The following is a 19,533-nucleotide window of genomic DNA, read 5'->3' as shown; positions in this document are numbered from 1 at the left end:
CCCGTTCGTTTCAGGGTGTGAACTGGCGGCGTAGAGGAACCGGCATGTAGTGTTAAAAAGACCAGGGGAGAGGGACAGGTTTTCAGCTCCGGAAGTCCTGTTTTGACAGGAATTGAGACGGGAGGGCGTAAATAAGGAATGTTTTTGTCCAGAGTTTTCAGCATTCCTGTACGGTTTTTTATTGCCCTGCTGGTTTGTTTCCCGTGGGAGCTGCTGGCAGGGGAGGTGGTAACTGCGCCTGTGCCGGAGTTTTCCTCCCCTGCGCTGATTCCCTATCCTTCCAAAGTAGTCTGGGGTAAGGGCGGGGCGCGTTTTAAAAGCGTTCATGTACATTTGGGCCGGGATGTTCCCCGCAGAGATGACCTGGTGAGGGAAATGAAGGATGTATTCAGGATGTCCGGCATTCCGGCTGCCGTGAGCAAGGATGTTTTTGAGGAAGGTTCCCTGACATGGGAGTTAAGCCTGGACGCCGGAATTGAGGGAGAAGCGTATGTCCTGTCCGTCACGCCGGAAAAGACAACTGTCAGGGCAGGGGGCTTTGGCGGTTTTTTCAATGCCCTGCAAACGCTGCGGCAGCTGGTTTCCAAAGAGAAGGAAGGTTTTTTCATGCCGTCCGTGCAGATCAGTGACGAACCCGCCTTCGCCCTGCGGGGTATGATGCTGGACGTGGGGCGCTATTACATGTCTCCCGCGTTTATCAAGGAGCTGATGCGCCGGGTTTCCCGCTACAAGATCAATACGCTGCATCTGCATTTGACGGATGATCCCGCGTGGAGGCTGGAGGTGAAGAAGTATCCGGCTTTGACAGACCGCGCTTTTCACTGGAAGTCACGGTTGCCGGGCAAATTTTATACGCAGGAACAGTTGAAGGACCTGACGGATTATTGCGCCCGGCTGAATATCCAGGTGATTCCGGAGATCGACATGCCGGGGCACAGCCAGCCGTTCGCCAAGGCCATGAAGATCGGCATGCAGACGGAGAAGGGCGTTTCCATATTGAAGGATGTCGTGGACGAGACCGTTGCCCTGTTTCCAGGAAGGTTTTTTCACATGGGGTCCGACGAGGTGCACATTACGATGAAGGATTTTATTCCGCGCATGGCGGAGTATATCCGCGGGAAGGGCAAGGAGGTGATCGTGTGGTCGCCGGGCGGCCCGCACGATAAGGATTCCGTGCTGATGTGCTGGGGCGAGAGCGAGGCCGGAGCCCGGATGGACAAGGGAATGAAGCGCATTGACAGCAATGGCTTTTACATTGACTGGGCTGATTCCCAGTCCGGCGTATACCAGGTGTTTTTCCAGCAGCCCTGCGAGGTGCCGCAGGGGGATGAGAAGGCGTTGGGAGCCATCATGCCCGTGTGGTGCGACGGGAACCTGAGCAGTGAGAAGAGGGTGCTGGAACAGTATCCCCTTTACCCCTGCGTACTGACGTTTGCGGAGCGCGTCTGGCGCGGGAGCGCCACCAAGCGGAAGGATTACATGGCGCAGCTCCCTCCCAGGGGAACAGCCGGATGGGCGGAGTTCCGGGAGTTTGAACAACGGCTGGCTTCCCACCGTGACCGGTTTTTCCGGGACGTTCCCTTTGCGTACGTGAAGCAGGCGGATATAGCCTGGAGCCTGATAGGGCCATTCGACCACCGGGGTAAGAATGACACGTCCTTTGAACCGGAGCGGAAGATTGCGCCTTCCTACCGGGACGGGGACAGGACGCTGGAGTGGAAGAAGACGCCCGTTTACGGTGGAGCCGTGCATATCAGGCACCTTTTTGCGATGTTCAATATGCACCGGAACCAGTACCGGCTGGACCACTGGCCCACGCTGATGTCGGGGGACGTGGGAAAGGGCAGCGGAACCTGCTATGCGCTGACTTTCATCCGCAGCCCGAAGGATCAGGAAGTGTGGCTGATGGTTGGCCTGAACGGCATGTGGGGGCATTCAGGCGGGTACCGCAGTGCCCGTGCTCCGGAGCAGGGGAGCTGGGATTTTTCCGGCGGGGACGTGTGGCTGAACGGAAAGCGCGTGAATCCGCCCAGGTGGCCGTTCAAGAGCCTGCCCTGGACGGATTGGGGGAAAGGCCGCATTGAAGAAGCCCCCCTGACCTGGGAGGGGTATTTCTTCCGTCCCCCCGTGAAGGTGAAGCTCCGCAAGGGATTGAACCGCGTACTGATACGCAGCGTGTTCGGCCACTGGAAGGGGGACAACGGGCAGAGAAGCTGGTTTTTCTGCTGTATTCCCGTCCTGTGGGATGGTGTCCATTACCGGGAGGTTCCGGGCCTGGAATATGATCCCCGCCCGGACGCCCGCTGACAGGCAGGCTTCCTGCCGTCACTCTTTTTCAAAGGCGGAGAGGATGGCCTCATGCACGTCCTGCGCGGAACGGATTTCCGGCAGGGATGCCGGGCCGATGAATACGGGTTGCTGGTTTGCGGGTATCCGGTCCCTGCCATGGGAGCCTTTCACCTGGTCTCCGTTGAGGGGAATGACTTTCATCAGTGCGCGGAAGCCCAGCTTTTTTTTCAGCAGGAAGGCGGCGGCGTGGAACATGGGGAAGGAGAGGGCCGGGTCAAAGAACATTTCCGCCGGATCGTAGCCGGGCTTGCGATGGATGTCTACGCAGCGGGCGAAGTCTGGGGCCCTGGCGTCGTCCAGCCAGTAGTAGTAGGTGAACCACGCATCCGGGGCCGCGACGGCAGTGAAGTCCGGCAGGCGTTCCTGCGCCGCAGGATTCAGGCCGGAGAAGTCCGTTTCCCTAGTTTCCTCCACTCCGGGGGTGGCGGCGAGCAGCGTTTTCACCTCTTCCTTCACGGAAGGGTCGTTGATGTAAATATGGGCTGTCTGGTGGTCCGCCACAGCAAAGGCCCGGGAGGCGCCGCAGTCCAGCATTTCCGTACCCATTTCCGGTTTGACGGTGATCCAGCCCCGTTCACGGAAGAGGCGGTTGAGGGCAATGCTGCGGGAGACGTCGGAAATGCCGTATTCACTGAGGATAACGGGGGTGACGCCTTCCTGTTCCAGAAAGTCGACCAGGTCGCAGAGCAAACCGTCCATGGCTTCCGCCGCCCGGGCCGCCTGCATTGAGGAAGGGCCGAATTTCTGAAGGTCATAGTCCAGGTAGGGCAGGTAGATGAGGTTGAGGGCAGGGCGGTGTTTCCGTTCCACCCACCGGGCGGAGTCCGCTATCCATCGGGAGGACTGGATGCCGGCCATGGGGCCCCAGAAGGTGGGGAAGGGGAATTCCCCCAGGTCTTTTTTAATGGTCTCCCGGAGTTCCATGGGCTGGGTGTAGATGTCGAAGACCTTGCGGCCGTCCGCCGGGTACATGGGGCGCGGCGTGATGGTCCAGTCCGCCGTGGAGTACATGTTGTACCACCAGAAGAGCTTGGCACAGGTGAAGCCGGGTCCGTACCGTTCCCGCAGCTTTTCCCAGAGGCGCGGTCCCTGCACCAGTTTGTTGGATTGCTTCCAGAACTGGATTTCACTCATGTTCCGGTTGTACCATCCGTTGCCGGGGATGGCGTGCTCCCGCGAGGAAAGCCCCGTCACATAAGTACTCTGCGCGGAGCAGGTGAGGGCCGGAAAGGCAGGGGGGAAGGAGGAAACGCGCCTCCCCTCCGCCCAGGCGGAGAGTCGCGGCATGTGTTCCATCATCTGGCGGGAAAGGGCCACCACGTCAATGACGGCCACACGGGTGCGAGGGAGTTTCATGGAAGGGATATTAGCGGTTTGATGCGGGAATTCCATCTTTCCATTTGAAAAAAATGGCGGCATCCGTCATGATTCCCCGCATGGAACGTCAGGATAAACGACTTGTGGACCAGTTGCGCCCGATCAGCTTTGAAACGGGGATTGCCCCGAATGCCACGGCCTCCGTGCTGGTGGCCTTCGGCCGCACCAAGGTGATTTGCGCCGTTACGATTGAGGAGGATGTCCCCCGCTGGATGAAGGTTCAGCGTGTGGAGGGCGGCTGGCTGACGGCGGAGTATTCCATGCTCCCCTATTCCACGCTTGACCGCAAGCGGCGCGATATTACGGCAGGGAAGCTGGACGGACGTTCCAGCGAAATCCAGCGCCTGATAGGCCGCTCCCTGAGGGCTGCCGTGGACCTGGGCAAGATCGGGCAGCGCACGATCTGGGTGGACTGCGATGTTTTGCAGGCGGACGGGGGCACCCGGACCGCTTCCATCACCGGGGCTTCCGTGGCTCTGGCCATTGCCGTGAACAAGCTGGTGGCGCAAGGCAAGCTGGCGGAGTCTCCCATGAAGAGGCTGGTTTCCGCCGTTTCCGTGGGGATGCTGGGCGGGGAAGCCCTGCTGGACCTTTGCTATGTGGAGGACAAGGATGCGGAGGTGGATATGAACCTGGTGATGACGGACCGCGGTGAGTTTGTGGAAGTGCAGGGCTCCGGGGAGGAGGCCGTATTTACGGCGGACCAGATGAGCCGGATGCTGGAACTGGGCCGCAAGGGCCTGGAAGAGATTGCCGGGCTTCAGCGCCAGGTGATCGCCGATGCGGACAAGCCGGACGCCGACGCGCTGGAAGGGCTGAGCGCCTTTTTCGGCAGCGGCAGGCAGGCATGAATTTCCCATGGCGCGGGATTGTTCCGGCTCCCCGCAAACGGGGGGGCCGGAGGAATCCCGGCGCCCTTCCAGGCCCAACATTTTTATGAGAATATGCTTGTCCTGACTGGGAAATCACGTTAATAGTAGAGACGAACATAGATAACCACGTACGGTTTTCTTAAACTGTAAACATTCCATCATATCCAACAATGAAAGTATCTTTTGCAACACGCCAGTTACGCAGGGGGTTCACCCTGATCGAACTTTTGGTTGTTATTGCCATTATCGCCCTGCTGGCTTCCGTGGCGTACGGTCCGATTCTGAACCAGATCAACAAGGGCGACCAGATGCAGGCCCTGACCAACATGAAGAACGTGGGTGTGGCGATGAACGAGTTCAAGTCCAACAGCAAGCTGGGCAACTTCCCCGATGACATCACCGCGGACCGCGTGGTGGCGCAGCACAATTACATGAGCGGCCTGGGCGCGCTCCAGGGGGATACCTCCAATGACTACTTCCGCCAGCTTCTGGGCAATGAGTCCGTTTCCGAAAGCAACTTCTACGCCAAAGTGCAGACTCCTTCCGGCGGTTCCACCGTTACTCCCGACGGTGAAATCTATGACGGCAAGGCCCTGACCCCCGGTGAAGTGGGCTTCTCCTACGTCATGCGCAAGGGTGACAATAACAAGAAGGTAGGCATTGGCAGCTCCGTGGGTGAATATCCCCTGATGGTTACTTCCGTGCTCCCCGGTGAAGACGGCAGCACCGTCGTGGCTGGCAACGCCGTCCGCTTTGACCCGGAAAGCTTCCGCGGCAAGGTTCTGATTTTCACGACCGCCCAGAGCGCCAAGACTCTGGAACTGGATGACAACGACAACCTTCAGGACACCTTCATTCCCAAGAGAAGGGGCAAGGATGTCAGTGACCAGTTCCTGATTCTCACGCCTGATTTCAGCGGCCAGGAATAAGTTTTTTCCGTTAGCATGATTTGCACAGGGCGCATCCTTAGGGATGCGTCCTTTTTCATGCCCCTTCACTGGAATCTGGAGCATTCCGAACCGCCGGTCCACACCGTATGACAGAAATGGCCGGCCCGGTAAAAAGAGGCAGCGGCCACGGTTGGTCCGGGAACAAGGAGTAAAAAACGTTGTTGGATTTCCCCATGGTTGTTTGGATTGCATTTGATTAGCTATTTTTTATATCTGCCGCCGGATAGCCGCATGATGGGGCAGCGGAAAGGCGCGGCCCGTGAGCTATTGTCATTTATGGGTCATCCGTTGTGCGCTACGGAGTGGTCATGGTTTCAATACACTTATCATGACCAAGATTGTGATTGCCCTGTTATCCTTAGCGGCGCCACTGGCATGCGCCGCCCTGCCTTCCGGTTCACCCTCCGGAGCCGCCGCCCCTGGTGAGGAGAAGGTGGTTCAAATGAAGGGCGTCATGTCCTTGTCTCCCGCTATGGTCAAGGAGATCAATGAAGGCGGAGCCCTGACTATTTCCTCCCCCTCTTTTCCTTCCGGTTATTATACCGTGTACCGTTTTGTTTCCTCCCGCGGGAATGTAGTGCAGGCTTTTTCCGTGTTGGAGAGAAACCAGCTCCAGGCCCTTGGGATGGCTCTTCCCGTGCAGGTAAAGGCCCGGGAAGAGCTGGATGAAGACGTATCCTGGAAGCTGGAACGGGAAGTGGTAGCCATGTTTTCCTATGGAAGATCCTATATGCCCCATTGTGAGGAAGTCCTGGTGCGGGAGGCCGTGTACGGCCCCTTGTCCGGCGCGATGGTTTCCCATGGCGGCGGCGGAGGATTTTACGGAGGGCCTCCCGGCAGGGGAAACGGGTTTGCCGCCAACCAGCTTAAACCAAGTCTTCCGGATAATGAGGCCAGCTCCAAGCCGTCAGACGACAAGGAGACGCCTGTTTCTCCGGACAGGAAGCCCGACGGAGGGACAGAGGCGGCCGGAGATGAGGCTGTGGCTGATTCCGGGAAGGAAGAGCTTTCTCTGGATTCCCTGCTTACTGAAAATACGGTGCCGACGTCTTCTCCCGATCCCAAGACGCTGCGTTTGCCGGCGTCTCTGGAGGCGGAGGCCGTTCCGGAACCGTCTTCCGCCATGCTGGGCATGTTCGGCATCGCCTGCCTGCTGATGCGGCGCAAGCGGAGTTGAACTCCGGTCCCGTTCTCCATTCCGGTTTTCCAGCCGGGAAGGAATGGTTTTTCTTTTCCACGCCGGAACATGGTTTGCAAACAGGCCGTGTCATGAGAAAGGCGTTCCGGCCTGAAAAAGCCGGAACGCCTTCATGCAGCTAAGTGAATGGATTTTATTTGCCTGCGGGCGTGCCGAAGACGTTGATTTCCGCAGCAGAAGCGCTGTTGCCGTCCAGCGAGTTCGTGCCGGTGAAGCGGAAGTAGCGTACGGGTTCCTTGACGTTCTTGAGGTTGACGGATTGCTCGATGGGATTGGCGCGGAGGTTGGAGAATTCCCCTTCCGCCGCCTTCGTCCAGGTTTTTCCGTCCGGGCTCACTTCAAACTGGTATTTGTCCGTCATTCCGGAGGTTTTTCCATCCTGCCTGGGCAGGTAGGAGAAGCTGGAGACCTGGTAGGGTTTGCCCATATCCACCACAAAGGATTGGGGCGCCTCAGCCTTGGCGAACCAGGAGGTTTCCGGATTGTCGTCAATGGCCGCCGCAGCGTTTCCGGAAGTGGCGTTTTTCACCTTCCACCCGGTTTTGCTGATGCCGAATTTGGCCTGGCTGACGGGACCCAGCTTGCCGTTGGAGAATTGGCAGCGGGCCTTGACTGTGCCGCTTTCCGCAAATTTGGCACCCTGGCTATAGACGGGGGAGCCTTCCTTGGGTTCGCTGCCGTCCGTCGTGTATAGGATTTTGTTCTTGCCGTCCGCAAGGATAATGAGGTTGTCTCCGCGGCGGAAGATGGAGGGCCGCACGGCGCCTGCAGGCTGGCGGAAGAGGGAGAATTCAGAGATGCAGGGCGTGGCCTGGCTGCCCGTGATGCGCAGGCGCAGCTTCTGGGCGGTGATGGGGCGGTTCAAACGCCGCATGACCTGGTTGCCGATGGTCTTTCCTTCATTGTCGATGCAGACCCATTTGCCGTTGATGAAGGCGTCAATGTTGAAGGAGTCCACACGCTGGCCCAGGCGGATCTGTTCGCGCAGCCGGATGACGTCGAAGGTGGCGGGTTTGGGCAGCGTAATGAAGGCGGTGGGCGTCAGGTTGTCGTCCTCCACGGCCCAGTAGGTTTCCATGTTGCCGTCCGTCATGTTGGAGGGGGCGAATTTTTTGTCATTGCCGCGCGTCTGGCTGGCCGTGACGGTGGCGCCCAGAGCATAGTCCCTGGCATACAGCTTGTCGCGCAGTTCCTTGAATTCCATCAGGGATTTAACGTCCGCAGGGTCCAGTTTGCCGGTTTTGTCCGCCGCCACGTTGAGGATGAGGTTGGCTCCGCGTCCCACGGAGTCAAACCATACCTGCATGAGTTCTTCCGGGGATTTGACGCGGGAAGCCTGCCCCTGGTGCCAGAACCAGCCGGAATGGTTGATGGTGGTGTCCCCTTCCGCCGGCACCCAGCGTTCTCCGCCGCGCTTGCCGGTTCCTCCGCCTCCGCCGTTCAGCCCCACGGTGCTCCAATGGGGGTAGTTGACGTGGCCCTTTTCAGAGCCGCCCCAGCGGGCGTCTCCGTAGTGGCCCGCGCCCCAGATGATGCAGTTGGGCTGGATTTTGCGGATCATCTCCACGATTTTTTCAAAGTTGTAGTACTTTTCCGCGTCGCCGATGTTGCGCTTTTCCTTGGCCCCTCCGTAGTAGCCGTCCCCCCCGTTGGCGCCGTCAAACCAGATTTCAAAGACGGGGCCGTAGTTGGTCAGCAGTTCGCGGATTTGCTTGTAGTAAACGTCCAGATAGCCTTCCTTGCCGTAGTCCGCATTGTTGCGGTCCCAGGGACTGAGGTAGGTGCCGAATTTAATGCCGTGCTTTTTGCAGGCCAGGGCGAATTCCTTGACCACGTCTCCCTTGCCGTTTTTCCACGGGCTTTTGGTGATGTTGTGGTCCGTGGACTTGGTGGGCCACGCGCAGAAGCCGTCGTGGTGCTTGGCCGTATAGATCATTCCTTTCATGCCGCCCTTCTTGAAGGTGGAAACGATGTCGGAGGCATTGAAGTCCGTAGGGTTGAAGATTTTCGGATTTTCGTCGCCATAGCCCCATTCCCTGCCCGTGAAGGTATTCAGGCCAAAGTGGATGAAGCCGTAGAATTCCATGCGCTGCCAGTTGACCTGGGAGGGGGTTGGCACCGCCCCGTAGGGCTTGGGAGGGTCTGCGGCCCAGCCGGGCAGCATTGAAGAAGAGAGAACCGTTCCGAGGAAGAGGGAGGCAAGCTTGTTCATGCAGAAAAAACGTGTGTTAAAAAATACGGGGAATGTTCCACCCTTCTTTCATACGGGGGCTTGGCTGTCAAGTTGAAAGGGAGGGTGGAAGGGGAACGAAGAGGGTTAGCAGGCTCTAACTTCGACATGCGGGGAATTCCGCTTGATACGGGACCGGGGTCCGTTTAGCATACAGAGGACTTTTGTTCCCATGTCCTATTTCCGTTTTTTACTGCTGGCGCTGGTTCTTCTGACCGGTTCCGCGTTTATCAGCGAGAGCGCTCCCGTTTACATGGCCCGGCGGGACAGCAAGTTCGCGCTCGTCCCTCTTTGCGACGGTTTTGATTTTCCGGTAGGCAAGCCTGACGGCAACGGCTATTACCGGTCCCGCGGCCTGCGCGTGAAAAGCCCCCGCCACATGGGCGAGGACTGGAACGGCAACAGCGGGGGCAATTCCGATCTGGGCGATCCCGTTTATTCCGTGGGCCACGGCGTGGTGACTTACGCGGCGGACGCCCGCGGCGCGTGGGGAAAGGTGGTGATTGTCCGCCATGCCTTCCGCGAGCCCAAGTCCGGAAAGGTTCTTTGCTGCCAGACGCTTTACGCCCATTTGAATGATATTAACGTCGTGCTGGGCCAGCTGGTGCTGCGCGGCACGCAGGTAGGCACCATCGGCACGAACCGCGGCATGTATCCGGCCCACCTTCATATTGAACTGCATTACAATCCGGACGTGAATTGCGGCCAGCAGGGTATTCCCAAGACGGAGCGCAATTACGGCCGCCTGACGGATTTCATCACCCGCTTCCGCCGCCTGCCTCTGGAAAAGAGGATGGTGCGCGTGCCCATCGGCGGGTTCCTGCCTTACAAGGGCACGGAAGGACTTTGATTTTTTGACGGATGACGGACGGTGAAGCTGTGCATTTTCGGCGGTTCGTTTGATCCCGTGCATGAAGGGCACGTTCGCGTGGCCGCCCATGCCCGTGACTATTGCGGTCTGAACCGCGTTCTGTTCATGCCGTGCTCCCTGTCTCCGCTGAAGGAGCAGGCCCCCGCCGTGACGGATGACCAGCGTTGCCGGATGATTGATCTGGCGCTTCGGGGACTGGATTGGGCCGTGCTTGACCGGACGGATTTGAATCTTCCGCCGCCTTCGTGGTCTTGGAGAGTGGCGGAGTGCGCAGCGGACCGTTATCCCGGCGCGGAGCTGTTCTGGCTGATGGGCAAGGACCAGTGGGATTCCCTGGAACAGTGGGGCCGCTGGGAGCACCTGGCCGGGCTGGTGACGTTCATCGTGTACCACCGCGGCGGTGAACCGGCGCCCAGGGAAGGGGTGCGCGCCGTTTTCATTGAGGGGGATGAGCCCGCTTCTTCCACCCGTGTGCGGCATGATCTGCGTACGGGCGTATGCCCCGTGCCTCATTTGAATCCGGAGGTGGAGAGCCTGATCAGGCGGGAAGGCCTGTACGGCGCGGCGCGCAGCTAGGGGGGAGCAGCCTGTTTTGCCTCATTCCTGCTTGTTTCCGGGGGCTTCCTCCGCGTAGTGGACCTGCATCAGCGTGAGCCCGTCCGGCGGGGCGCAGAACGGGCTTTTATCATCCGGGCGTGGGTAGTTAATGAGGCGCGCCAGTTCGTCCAGCGTGATTTTTCCCCGCGCGGCTTCATGAGCGGCTCCTGCCATGAGGCGCACCATTTTATAGAGAAAGCCCGTTCCGGTGAGGGTGATGAAGACATGTTCCCCCTCCTGCACCACCTGCGCCTGCGTGATGGTGCGGAGGAAGTAGTCCGCCGGGATGGGGCGCGGTTCATTGCCGCGCAGGGCCGCAAAGGCCGTAAAGTCATGCGTTCCCAGAAAGAGCCGGACGGCTTGCTCCAGAATGTCCGTGCTCCAGGCCAGTGGACGGTGCCAGGCCAGCCCGGCGTCAAAAGGGCTGAGGACAGGCGCACGGGAGATGCAGTAGCGGTAGGTTTTTCCCGCCGCGCTGAACCGGGCGTGAAAGCCTGGGGGAACGTATTCCGCCTGGGTGATCCGTATGGTCCGGGGCAGGCGGGTATTGAGGGCGGTGGGCCATTTGTCCGCAGGAATGCGGTGGGTGTCCGGCGCATCCACATGGAAGACCTGGCCCAGCGCATGCACGCCGGCATCCGTCCTGCCGGAGCCGTGGATGCGGACGGCGGAGCCGAAGAGGGCGGAAAAGGCGCGTTCCAGGGCGTCCTGTACGGTGCGGCCCCCCGGCTGGCTTTGCCAGCCCAGGTAGGGGCGTCCATCGTACGCGGTGGTGAAACGGATGCGGGGCATGGGGCCGATTGTGTTGGAACGGTCCGGTTTTGGCAAGCGGCAAGTACCGTGCGGTGACGGTTTGGAATGGATGCCGTGCGTTCCGTCCGCTCCCTAGCTTGGAGGCCATAAAAAGATGGCTATACGAATACAGGATTTTGGAATGCTGCATGTGGCTCCGGATTTGTCCGGCGTGATTCCGTTGAACGCGTTTGAAGCGCAGGCCGCCGGAGTGCGGAACTTGGCTGCGGGCGCGATGGATTTGGCAGGAACGGCGGGTGCCGCGCTGAAGGAGATGCAGGAGGTGAGGGATGCCGGGCAGTGGGCGCAGGCCCGCGACGGCCTGTACCGCTTTGAACAGGACGTGATGCGGGAGCTGGAGGCCGGCGGGGAGCCGGACCGCCTTCAGGAGAAGTGGAAGAAGGCTTTGGCGGAACGGCTTCCCGCCTACCTGCCGGGCCGGATGTCCGCCCCGGTGAGGGAGCGCGTGGAGCTGGCGAGGGAGAACCTGGAGACTGCCGGAAGCATTTATTTGCAGAAGATGTCCCGGCTGGGCCAGTTGGAGGAGGCTCGGCGGTCCTGGGCCGGAGGGGTGGAGTCCGCCGTAGAGCAGGGGGAGGATTCCCTGGCCGAACGCAGGATTGAAGAAGGCCGCGGCGTGTTTGTGACCGGAGATGAAGCCTCCCGCATGGCGGAGGAAGCTCGTGCCCGTGTGGCGCTGAACCGGGCGGTGGAGGAGGTTCGCCGTGATCCGGCCGCGGCAGTGCGCCTCGTTTCCCGGGAGCGGGAAATGCCTCAGACCCCAGAGGAAAGAAGAGTGGCGCAAGAGGCTTCTGCGGCATATGGAGAGCTGAAGCGGCGTTATGCGGATGCTGTGGCGGCTACCGTATCCGGCGGCGGCCTGCTGCGGGATGACGGGCTGGCGAATGCGGAGAAGCACGGCTTGATCAGTTCTGAGCAGTTGAGGCGTTATACGGCTTCCAGGGACCGGAGGCAGGCGGCGGAGTTTTCCGGCGTCAGCATTCCGGGAGACGACATGCTGCTGTGCCGCATGGCCTCCCTGATTGATGAGGATTGCGGAGGAGAGGGGGATGCGGACGCCATGATTGAAGTGGCTACTTCCGGCCTGCCTGCGGCGCAGGTGGAAAGACTCCTCCGGCGGCGGGAGGTGATGATGAATGTTCCCCTGGAGCTGCGCCGCGCGGCTTCCCGCCGCCTGTCCTCCATGTTCCGGAACGGAGCCTGGGGACCGCCGGAGGACGCCCGTGCGGTGGAGGAATGGAAACGCGTCCAGATGGAGTTGGCGGAGGCCGTGCAGAGGTCTCCGGAACAGCCGGCGGAGGAGATGGAGAAAGTTTTTGAGAAGGAAAACCGCCTCCAGGATGCAGGCTGGGTAGGTTTTATGGATATGAATATGAATAACGGAAAGGAAGGCAAGTGATGATGGAAGATGAGAGGAACCAGGAACAGGACGGGACATTTTTAGTAGAAGAAGGCGTGCCGGAAAAGGCCTCCGCAACGATGGAGGAAAACCGGTTGCAGGAGGAGAACGCGGTATCCGCAGTCCCTTCCGGCGCGGGAGAATTCCCGGAACAGGTGGCGGCGGCGAAGGAAGAGTACTGGAACAGCGTGCTGACGGGAGATGTGATGACCATTCCCCGGGAGGTCAGGCAGAAGGCGGAAGCGATGTATCCGGCGGGAACGGCTGACCGGGAAAGGATTGCCGCGTGCGTGATGCAGTCATGGGTGGCGGATTTGGGGGAAATCCCCCGCGAACGCATCCGGAGGGACTGGAAGAGTATCCGGGAAGAGGTGGCGCGGCAGTATGGAGCGTCCGGCAAATCTGATGACGAATTGTTTGTGGCCGTCTCCATGCACAACCAGGTGCGCCTTTCCCAGCGGGAGACCTTGTTTGAATTGTACCAGGAGGAGTATGACCGCACGCTGGCCGGGAGTGGAACGGCTCCGGACGAACGGAGGAAAGAGGCTGTTTCCGCGTGGCCGGAGGAGATGCAGGCCGTGGCGGACCAGTTGAAGAGCAGGGCCGTGTCCGACGCCCTGGATGACAGGAACCGTCTGGCGGACGCCGCCGGAATTATCCGCAGGGGGCTGGAAGGGCTGGTAGCCAGTGAGGCCCCGGCGCCGGAAAGTTTTTCCGCTGTGCAGGTGAACCGGAAGGCGGTTGCCGGAGTTCCGGACGTCATTCGCGCCGTGGATTGCCTGGCGTCCCTGGAGGACGGGGACCGGCGGAAGGTGTTCCGCATGATGGCCCCCTACCTGCGTTCCCGGCCCGCTTTCCGGGATGCCCTGGGGGGCGCGCTGAAACGCGGAGCAGCGGAAGCAGCGGAAAATGTGGCTCATCTGGCCGTGAACGGTGCGGCCTGGGCCCTCCCGGAAGGCCGGGAGAAGGAGGCGTTGGACAGGTATTCCCGGAGTTTTGAGGAACTGCGGAATTTTGCCAGGATGGAGTTTGCTCCCCTGCGCGGAGGAAAGGATGCCCCCTGGTTCCGGGAGATGCTGGTGGACATGGCCCAGCAGGGCGCATCCACGGCGCTGGCGTTCAGCGGCCCGGCCGGGCTGGGACTGCTGATGGCCGGGGAGACGGGCCGCCACATGGCGGATGCCCGGCGCATGAATCCGGACGGCGTGTTTGATGCCCAGATGGGTGGCGCGGTCGTGTCCGGGGGGATGAACACCCTGCTTTCCTTCGGGATGACGAAGCTGGGCCAGCGGATGCTGGGGCAGGGGATGCGCGCGTTCCGGGCCATGAGGTCCGCTTCCGGGAATGTGGGAGCGGTTCTTTCCGGAACGGGAGCCATGGCGGCGGATGCCGTGAAGATGGCGGCGGAGAACAAGCTGATGGAGCTGACGCCCATGGTGGCCCAGGAAGGCGTGGGCGCGCTGACGGACAGGGTGTCCGGCGTGGACTGGGAGGGATGGAAGGAGCGGCAGATGTCCGTGGACGACCAGTTGAGGGAGGCGGCTATGATGATGCCGTTCCTGCTGATCGGCGCGGGAAAGGCTTCCCTGCACCATTTCCGCCATGCCGGAACCTTGCTGGGGGACGGAGAACCTCTGAAGGTGTTTGGCATTCCGGATGAAGCGGTAACCCGCATCCTGCGGGAGAAGGACATGCGCCGTGCCGGGGAGCTGCTGCAGAAGTCCCTGCGTGATTCTCCCCTGTGGGGATCCCTGTACATTTCCAGAAAGGCGCTGGAATGGTCCCGCGCGCTGGATGAAGCCGGGGAGCCTTTTTTAAGGACGGAACAGGACGTGAGGGATTTTCTGGAACTGCCTTCTCCCGTGCGCACGAAGCCCTGGAAGATGAGGGATTTTCCGGAGTCGGAAGCGGTGTTGAAAAAGCTTTTTCCCCATCCGGACCATGCGGCGGCCAGGACTAAGTGGCTGTTGCGGGCCGGGCTGCCCCGCGTGGGAGAGTCCGCCGCGGCGGACGGCCGCCGCGTTTATGAGGCGGAGCCGGCCCCCGGCATGGAGATGAAGAGAACCCGGGGCCGGAGTTCGGTAGAAGAGGCCCTTTCCTCCTGGTATGAAGCCCTGTGCCGTATGGAAGAGGAAGACCTAGGGCTGGCCAGGAACAGGAACGGGAGGGAAATTCCGTGGCGTTTGAGGAATGCGGCGGATTACGACGTGCAGGCGGACGCCCTGCGCCGCGCGTTTGTGGAAGACAGGCTGAAGAAGCGCGCCTACCGCCCGTACAGGATGTTGTTGCTGGCTTATCCGGAGGAAGCGGGGCGTAGCGGTTTTTCCGGCAGGGACTGGGACGCCGTCACCGTGGAAATGGAGTGCCGGACGCGCGCCAATGTTTACGAGGGAGTGATGGAACGGGTGCACGGCGCTTCCCATGAGGAGGTGTCCGGGCATGTGGCCCTTCGCCTGTGGGAGTCGTTTTGCCGTGATGAGGGTTCCTGTGCCAGGGCGCGCCGCTGGCTGGAGGAAGGGAGCTCCCTGATGAACGCTCCGGATTTGCTGGCCGGGGCTTCCGGCCCGGACGGCCTGGCCGCCGCCCTGTCCAGGATGAGCGGCATGATGGCTTCCCTGGGGGACCGGGAACGCCACCGGGTAAGCCCGGAGCTGCGGGAGATGAACCGCATGGTATGGGGAACCCAGGCGGATGTGAACAGCTTGTACCAGGTGCTTCCCAATATGAAGGAGTTTGACGTGCATGTAGGGCGCGGCTACACGCCGGTGGAGAGTTACGGGCGGCTGCTGTCCCGTTTTCTGGAAGTGGAACCGGAACACGTGGCCCGTTATGCCACCGTGCTGGATGCGCCGCGGCTGCATGCCGGTCCGGAGCGGGCGGTTCCGCGCGTTTATCCGGGTACGCAGAAGGCGGTGGAAAATCTTTCCCGCCTGACTCCGCGCCTGTTCCAGTCCTCGCGTGGGAGCGGAGGCGGGGAAAGGCTGTGGCGGGTAAAATATCCCAATGGCAGGTGGTCGGCCTGGCATCCTTCGCAGGAGGCGGCGGGAGCGGACCTGATGGCCAATGTCTCCATGATGTTTTCCCCCGCCTGCACGGCCAAGAGGGATTTGATCCGGAGCTGGGAATGGCACGCCCGCAGCGGGCATCCGGAATGGGATACCAATTATCTGCGGCTGACCGCAGGACTGGAAAACGTGCAGGGGGAAAGGCTTTCCTGCCTGTATGACAGCCTGACGGCCATGGCGGTGGCGGATATGCTGAAGGCCGGTTACGGCGTGCGGGGCGCCGTGGGTTCAGGGGACCGTCTGGAGGTGACGGGCAGGGGCCGCGTGGCCGCTGAAACGCTGATGAGCCATGACGCCCTGCGGGAACGCATGGATATCCACGGCAAGTACGTGGGGGACGTGCAGCGGCTGGGAGTGGATGCGGACAATCAGCCCGTTCCCTCGGCCAAGGGACTGGTGATGCACCGGCTGCGGCTCCATAATACGGAGAATCCCCTGGCCTTGATTGAGGACAAGGCGGAGGTCGTATGGGACCGGCTGATGCGCACGGACCAGCTTTCCCCGGAGGACGCGTGGGAGATGCTGAAACGTCTGGGCCGCGTGCCGCGCCGCAGGGCGCTTCCCGGAGAAACGGAATTGATTGAAGAGCTTTCCCAGCTCTCCAAGGAGTATTTTTTTGCCCATCTGGACCATGACGCCGTGCCGGAGACGGTAGCTTCCTGGGCGCGCTACGGGGCCGCAAGCCCGGACAAGGCCCTGGAACCTCTGGAGGAATTGGTGCGCCGCGCCGGGCTGCTGAAGAAAACGCTGAAGGAGGGGCCGGAAACCGCCGAATTCATGGGCATGCTCCGTGAAACGGTGGGAATGAATGACCGGATACGGGCTGAACGCGCCTGGGACGCAGGCGGTGAGGAGGTGCGCCTTCCCATGATGGAAAGGTACGCCCATAGCCTGATGACCGGCAGGCTGCTGTCCACCGCGCCGGACCACGTGAGGGAGGACCTGCTGCGTTCTCTGGCCGCGCTGGACGGATACGGGGGCGGGTCCGTCCGCAGGATGGAACGGCTGGCGGAACACCGCATGACGGAACTGGCACGGGCGCTTCAGGAGTTTCCCCAGTTGAATGCATGGCGTCCGGACCCGGAGCATCCCGGCCTGTACCTGCATTTGGTGAAGCGTCCGTTCAAGGCCGGGAAGGGAACCCTGCGCGCGAAGGATGTTTCTCTGGAAGCCATGGGAGAACTCCTGCCGGAACCTGTTCTGGAGGCCCCCCTGTATATGGAGGAGGATTTTTCCGTCAGGAGCGGCGTTCCTGCCCCTGCCGCATGGCGCAGCCGTCCGGAGGTAATCCGTGCGGTGGAAACGCTGGACGTGGTGAGGCGGGATTTTGCAGCCCGGCCGGAAGCCGCGGAGTCCGGCGTCATCTGGCAAGGAAGAACCTACCGGATTGATTCCGGGACGGCCCCCGAAGGGGTGGCAACGGCCTGGAGCCGGGAACTTCCCCTGGATGAAGCCGCCTCCCTGATTGATGTTCTGGACCGCAGGCAGGAGGAAATGAGAGGGGGCATGCTCCCCTTCCTGCCTGATCCGGAGGAGGCGCGCGCGATGTACGCCAACTGCGTGATTTACCGTGACCCGGACGACCCGGGGCATACCGTTCGCCTGATGCCGGGCATTCCGGAAAGCCCCGTACGGCAGGCGCGCGCTCCGTATGTGGTGCATGCGTGGAACGGCGTTTACCTGGACAGCTGGGGTCTGCCTGCGGCGTCCGAGCGGGATTCCTATATTCCGCTGGAGCGCTTCACAGGCGCGGGAGAGGAGCCTTCTCCGGAAACCGCTCGGGAGAGCCGCGCCCGGTCCCTGGGCCGGATTCTGGAAACGCTGGGGGATGCGGATGCGCAGGAACGCTGGTGGTGGAACAGGGAGCAGGCCGTTGGGTGCTTCATGGAAGACGTCGTCAGGCTGTATGAAGAGCTGGGGGTACGCTCAGGCTATCTAAGGGGGGAGCTTGACCTGCTTGATCCCGTGATGGTTCAGGCTCTGCGCTTCGTCTCCCACGTGCTGAACGATCCCCTGGCCTACCGCCTGCCCCTGGACAAGGGGACGGAGGCCCTGAAGGGAATGACCAGGGAGGGAGTCCTGCTGAAAGAACTGGTGGAGGAACATGGAAACTTCTAATCATCTGACGGAATCCTGGAGCCAGCCTTGGCAGTCTGTCCTGTCCAGCCAGCTCTGGAGGCTGGAGCACCTGTACTGGATAGAAAACAAGGCCGGGCAGCTCCAGCGCTTCTCCCTGAACAGGGCGCAGCGGCGGCTGCATGAGCGGCTGTGGTACAGGAACGACATCCTGAAGGCGCGCCAACTGGGCATTTCCACGTATGTGGCCATGCTGATGCTGGACATGAGCCTGTTCCGGTCCAATTTCCATTGCGGCATTATTGACAAGAGCCTGCCGGACGCCCAGCAGAAGCTTGCCAAGCTGCGTTTCGCCTGGGACCATCTGGATTACGTGCCGCCCGACCCTTCCGCGATGGATGTGGCCCTGGCCCGGCTGGGAGAGAGAATCAAGAGCCTGTCCGGCGTGGAGAAGAAGGGGGAATGGCGGCCCTGCACGTCTGCGCGCAACCGCCTGGCTTTCGCCAACGGGAGCGACGTGCGCGTGGGGACGAACCTGCGCGGGGGCACCATGCAGTTCCTGCACGTTTCCGAGCTGGCGCATGTTTCCGTGCACGCCCCGTGGCGTGCCAGGGAAATCCGCACGGGGGCGATCAATACGGTGCCCCCCGGCGGCTTTATCCTGAAGGAGAGCACCCATGAGGGCGGCCGGTACGGCGTGAATTACGAACTGACGCGCCAGGCCATGGAGAACATGGGCAAGAGCGAGCTTTCTCCCCTGGATTTCCGGTTCTTCTTCTTTAGCTGGTTTGACCAGGAGGAGTACACGTTGCCGGGGCGCGGCAGATGGAGCCGGGAACTGGACGAGTACTTCCTTTCCCTGGAACGGGAAACCGGGGTGGCGCTGGATGCGGGCCAGAAAAGGTGGTACGCCAGGATGGCCCGCGTGATGGGAGCGGCCATGAAGCAGGAGTACCCGGGAACGCCGCAGGAAGCTTTCTCCACCGGGGAGGAGGGGAGCATTTACGGCAGCCGCATCATGGCCCTGCGGGAACGCGGGCGCGTGGGGACGGAGTTTGCGGCGGACCCGGACGCCCCCACCTTCACGGCGTGGGACCTGGGGTTGAGCGATCATACGGCCATCTGGCTTGTGCAGGTGATGGGGGACAGCTTCCACTGGCTGGACCATTACGCCGCCAACCAGCAGCCCCTGGCCCATTATGTGGAAAAAATGAAGGAATGGGAGAAGGCGCACGGCGTGGCGGTAACGGCCCATCTGCTGCCCCACGACGCCGCGCGGAGGGATGCCCACGGCATTTCCTACGTGGAGAACATGTCACGTCTGGGATTGGCGAACGTGCGCGTCGTTCCCAGGACCACGGACGTCTGGCGCGGCATCAATACGCTGCGGGAACTGCTGGAGCGCAGCTTCTTCCATGCCCGCACCCAGGAAAGGGTGCGCGGCGTGCGCGGAGAGGAGGAGCCCGGCGGCGTGGAACATCTGGAATTGTACAGGTCCAGGCCGCCGGGTGCGGGCGGTTCCGTGGTGGAGAGCCCCGTGCATGACGGACATTCCCATACGGCGGATGCCGCGCGCACATTTGCGGAGGCGTGGTCCCATGGACTGCTCCACGGGCCCGGGAATGACCGGGGCCGCGGCAGGCGCGCACGGATGTGGTGACGAAAGGAAAACGGGGCCGGGAAGAGATTTTTTTGATTGATGGTTGACAGTTTTGTCAAAAAGCGGTTCCTTTTTC

The 19,533-nt window shown here is 61.3% G+C and carries 12 protein-coding genes; 9 read left to right on the top strand and 3 right to left on the bottom strand.

Annotation, left to right across the window (positions count from 1 at the left end; translation table 11 throughout):
• Positions 1-138: 138 nt before the first annotated feature.
• Positions 139-2,307 carry a family 20 glycosylhydrolase gene (locus HJW02_RS06005; protein WP_102721927.1) on the top strand — a complete coding sequence of 723 codons (2,169 nt, stop codon included), beginning with the start codon at positions 139-141 and terminating at the stop codon, positions 2,305-2,307.
• 18 nt (positions 2,308-2,325) lie between these two features.
• Here HJW02_RS06005 and HJW02_RS06000 read toward each other — a convergent pair whose 3' ends face one another.
• The gene (locus tag HJW02_RS06000; RefSeq protein ID WP_240454349.1) at positions 2,326-3,705 is read right to left on the bottom strand and encodes a nucleotide pyrophosphatase/phosphodiesterase family protein; all 1,380 of its coding nucleotides are present in this window, start codon (positions 3,703-3,705) and stop codon (positions 2,326-2,328) included.
• A 68-nt stretch (positions 3,706-3,773) separates the two neighbouring features.
• On the opposite strand from HJW02_RS06000, the gene rph reads away from it, so the two are divergent.
• The 3 genes from rph (at position 3,774) to HJW02_RS05985 (ending at position 6,725) form a co-directional block, all read left to right on the top strand.
• Complete coding sequence (gene rph, locus HJW02_RS05995; RefSeq protein WP_022396551.1) at positions 3,774-4,577, top strand: ribonuclease PH; 804 nt, start codon at positions 3,774-3,776, stop codon at positions 4,575-4,577.
• A 191-nt stretch (positions 4,578-4,768) separates the two neighbouring features.
• Complete coding sequence (locus tag HJW02_RS05990) at positions 4,769-5,527, top strand: type II secretion system protein (protein ID WP_022396552.1); 759 nt, start codon at positions 4,769-4,771, stop codon at positions 5,525-5,527.
• A gap of 349 nt (positions 5,528-5,876) precedes the next feature.
• Positions 5,877-6,725, top strand: a complete 849-nt coding sequence (locus HJW02_RS05985) for a PEP-CTERM sorting domain-containing protein (RefSeq protein WP_102721924.1) — start codon at positions 5,877-5,879, stop codon at positions 6,723-6,725.
• Positions 6,726-6,879: 154 nt separating this feature from the next.
• Here HJW02_RS05985 and HJW02_RS05980 read toward each other — a convergent pair whose 3' ends face one another.
• Positions 6,880-8,958 carry an alpha-L-fucosidase gene (locus HJW02_RS05980; RefSeq protein ID WP_022396554.1) on the bottom strand — a complete coding sequence of 693 codons (2,079 nt, stop codon included), beginning with the start codon at positions 8,956-8,958 and terminating at the stop codon, positions 6,880-6,882.
• Positions 8,959-9,148: 190 nt separating this feature from the next.
• Between HJW02_RS05980 and HJW02_RS05975 the strand changes: the two genes are divergently transcribed.
• Positions 9,149-9,826 carry a M23 family metallopeptidase gene (locus HJW02_RS05975; RefSeq protein WP_022396555.1) on the top strand — a complete coding sequence of 226 codons (678 nt, stop codon included), beginning with the start codon at positions 9,149-9,151 and terminating at the stop codon, positions 9,824-9,826.
• A gap of 21 nt (positions 9,827-9,847) precedes the next feature.
• Positions 9,848-10,423, top strand: coding sequence for a nicotinate (nicotinamide) nucleotide adenylyltransferase (nadD, locus tag HJW02_RS05970; protein WP_102721923.1), 576 nt, complete (start codon positions 9,848-9,850; stop codon positions 10,421-10,423).
• Between the two features lie 21 nt (positions 10,424-10,444).
• Here the strand turns inward: nadD and truA are convergent, their stop codons facing one another.
• Positions 10,445-11,236 (bottom strand): tRNA pseudouridine(38-40) synthase TruA, encoded by a 792-nt coding sequence (gene truA / locus HJW02_RS05965; RefSeq protein ID WP_102721922.1) that lies wholly within the window; start codon positions 11,234-11,236, stop codon positions 10,445-10,447.
• 115 nt (positions 11,237-11,351) lie between these two features.
• On the opposite strand from truA, the gene HJW02_RS05960 reads away from it, so the two are divergent.
• From HJW02_RS05960 to HJW02_RS05950, 3 genes are read left to right on the top strand one after another with little or no spacing between them, the layout of a single operon-like run.
• A complete protein-coding gene (locus HJW02_RS05960; protein WP_146018205.1) occupies positions 11,352-12,656 on the top strand; it encodes a hypothetical protein in 1,305 nt (434 codons plus the stop codon).
• Positions 12,653-17,839, top strand: coding sequence for a hypothetical protein (locus tag HJW02_RS05955; RefSeq protein WP_102733165.1), 5,187 nt, complete (start codon positions 12,653-12,655; stop codon positions 17,837-17,839). Before HJW02_RS05960 ends, HJW02_RS05955 begins: the two co-directional genes overlap by 4 nt.
• A complete protein-coding gene (locus HJW02_RS05950; RefSeq protein WP_102721919.1) occupies positions 17,826-19,457 on the top strand; it encodes a hypothetical protein in 1,632 nt (543 codons plus the stop codon). The genes HJW02_RS05955 and HJW02_RS05950 overlap by 14 nt, the downstream gene beginning before the upstream one ends.
• Positions 19,458-19,533: the final 76 nt, after the last annotated feature.

It is taken from the genome of Akkermansia sp. GGCC_0220, from assembly GCF_017566105.1.
In the GTDB taxonomy this organism is placed as follows: Bacteria; Verrucomicrobiota; Verrucomicrobiia; order Verrucomicrobiales; family Akkermansiaceae; genus Akkermansia; species Akkermansia massiliensis.
This window is presented reverse-complemented; position numbering and strand designations above follow the sequence as displayed.

Bases quoted from the DNA above. Each gene is read 5' to 3' on its own strand.
- HJW02_RS06005 (WP_102721927.1), top strand. From the start codon at position 139: ATGTTTTTGTCCAGAGTTTTCAGCATTCCTGTACGGTTTTTTATTGCC.
- truA (WP_102721922.1), bottom strand. From the start codon at position 11,236: ATGCCCCGCATCCGTTTCACCACCGCGTACGATGGACGCCCCTACCTG.
- HJW02_RS06000 (WP_240454349.1), bottom strand. From the start codon at position 3,705: ATGAAACTCCCTCGCACCCGTGTGGCCGTCATTGACGTGGTGGCCCTT.
- HJW02_RS05960 (WP_146018205.1), top strand. From the start codon at position 11,352: ATGGCTATACGAATACAGGATTTTGGAATGCTGCATGTGGCTCCGGAT.
- HJW02_RS05950 (WP_102721919.1), top strand. From the start codon at position 17,826: ATGGAAACTTCTAATCATCTGACGGAATCCTGGAGCCAGCCTTGGCAG.
- HJW02_RS05975 (WP_022396555.1), top strand. From the start codon at position 9,149: ATGTCCTATTTCCGTTTTTTACTGCTGGCGCTGGTTCTTCTGACCGGT.
- HJW02_RS05985 (WP_102721924.1), top strand. From the start codon at position 5,877: ATGACCAAGATTGTGATTGCCCTGTTATCCTTAGCGGCGCCACTGGCA.
- HJW02_RS05990 (WP_022396552.1), top strand. From the start codon at position 4,769: ATGAAAGTATCTTTTGCAACACGCCAGTTACGCAGGGGGTTCACCCTG.
- HJW02_RS05980 (WP_022396554.1), bottom strand. From the start codon at position 8,958: ATGAACAAGCTTGCCTCCCTCTTCCTCGGAACGGTTCTCTCTTCTTCA.
- rph (WP_022396551.1), top strand. From the start codon at position 3,774: ATGATTCCCCGCATGGAACGTCAGGATAAACGACTTGTGGACCAGTTG.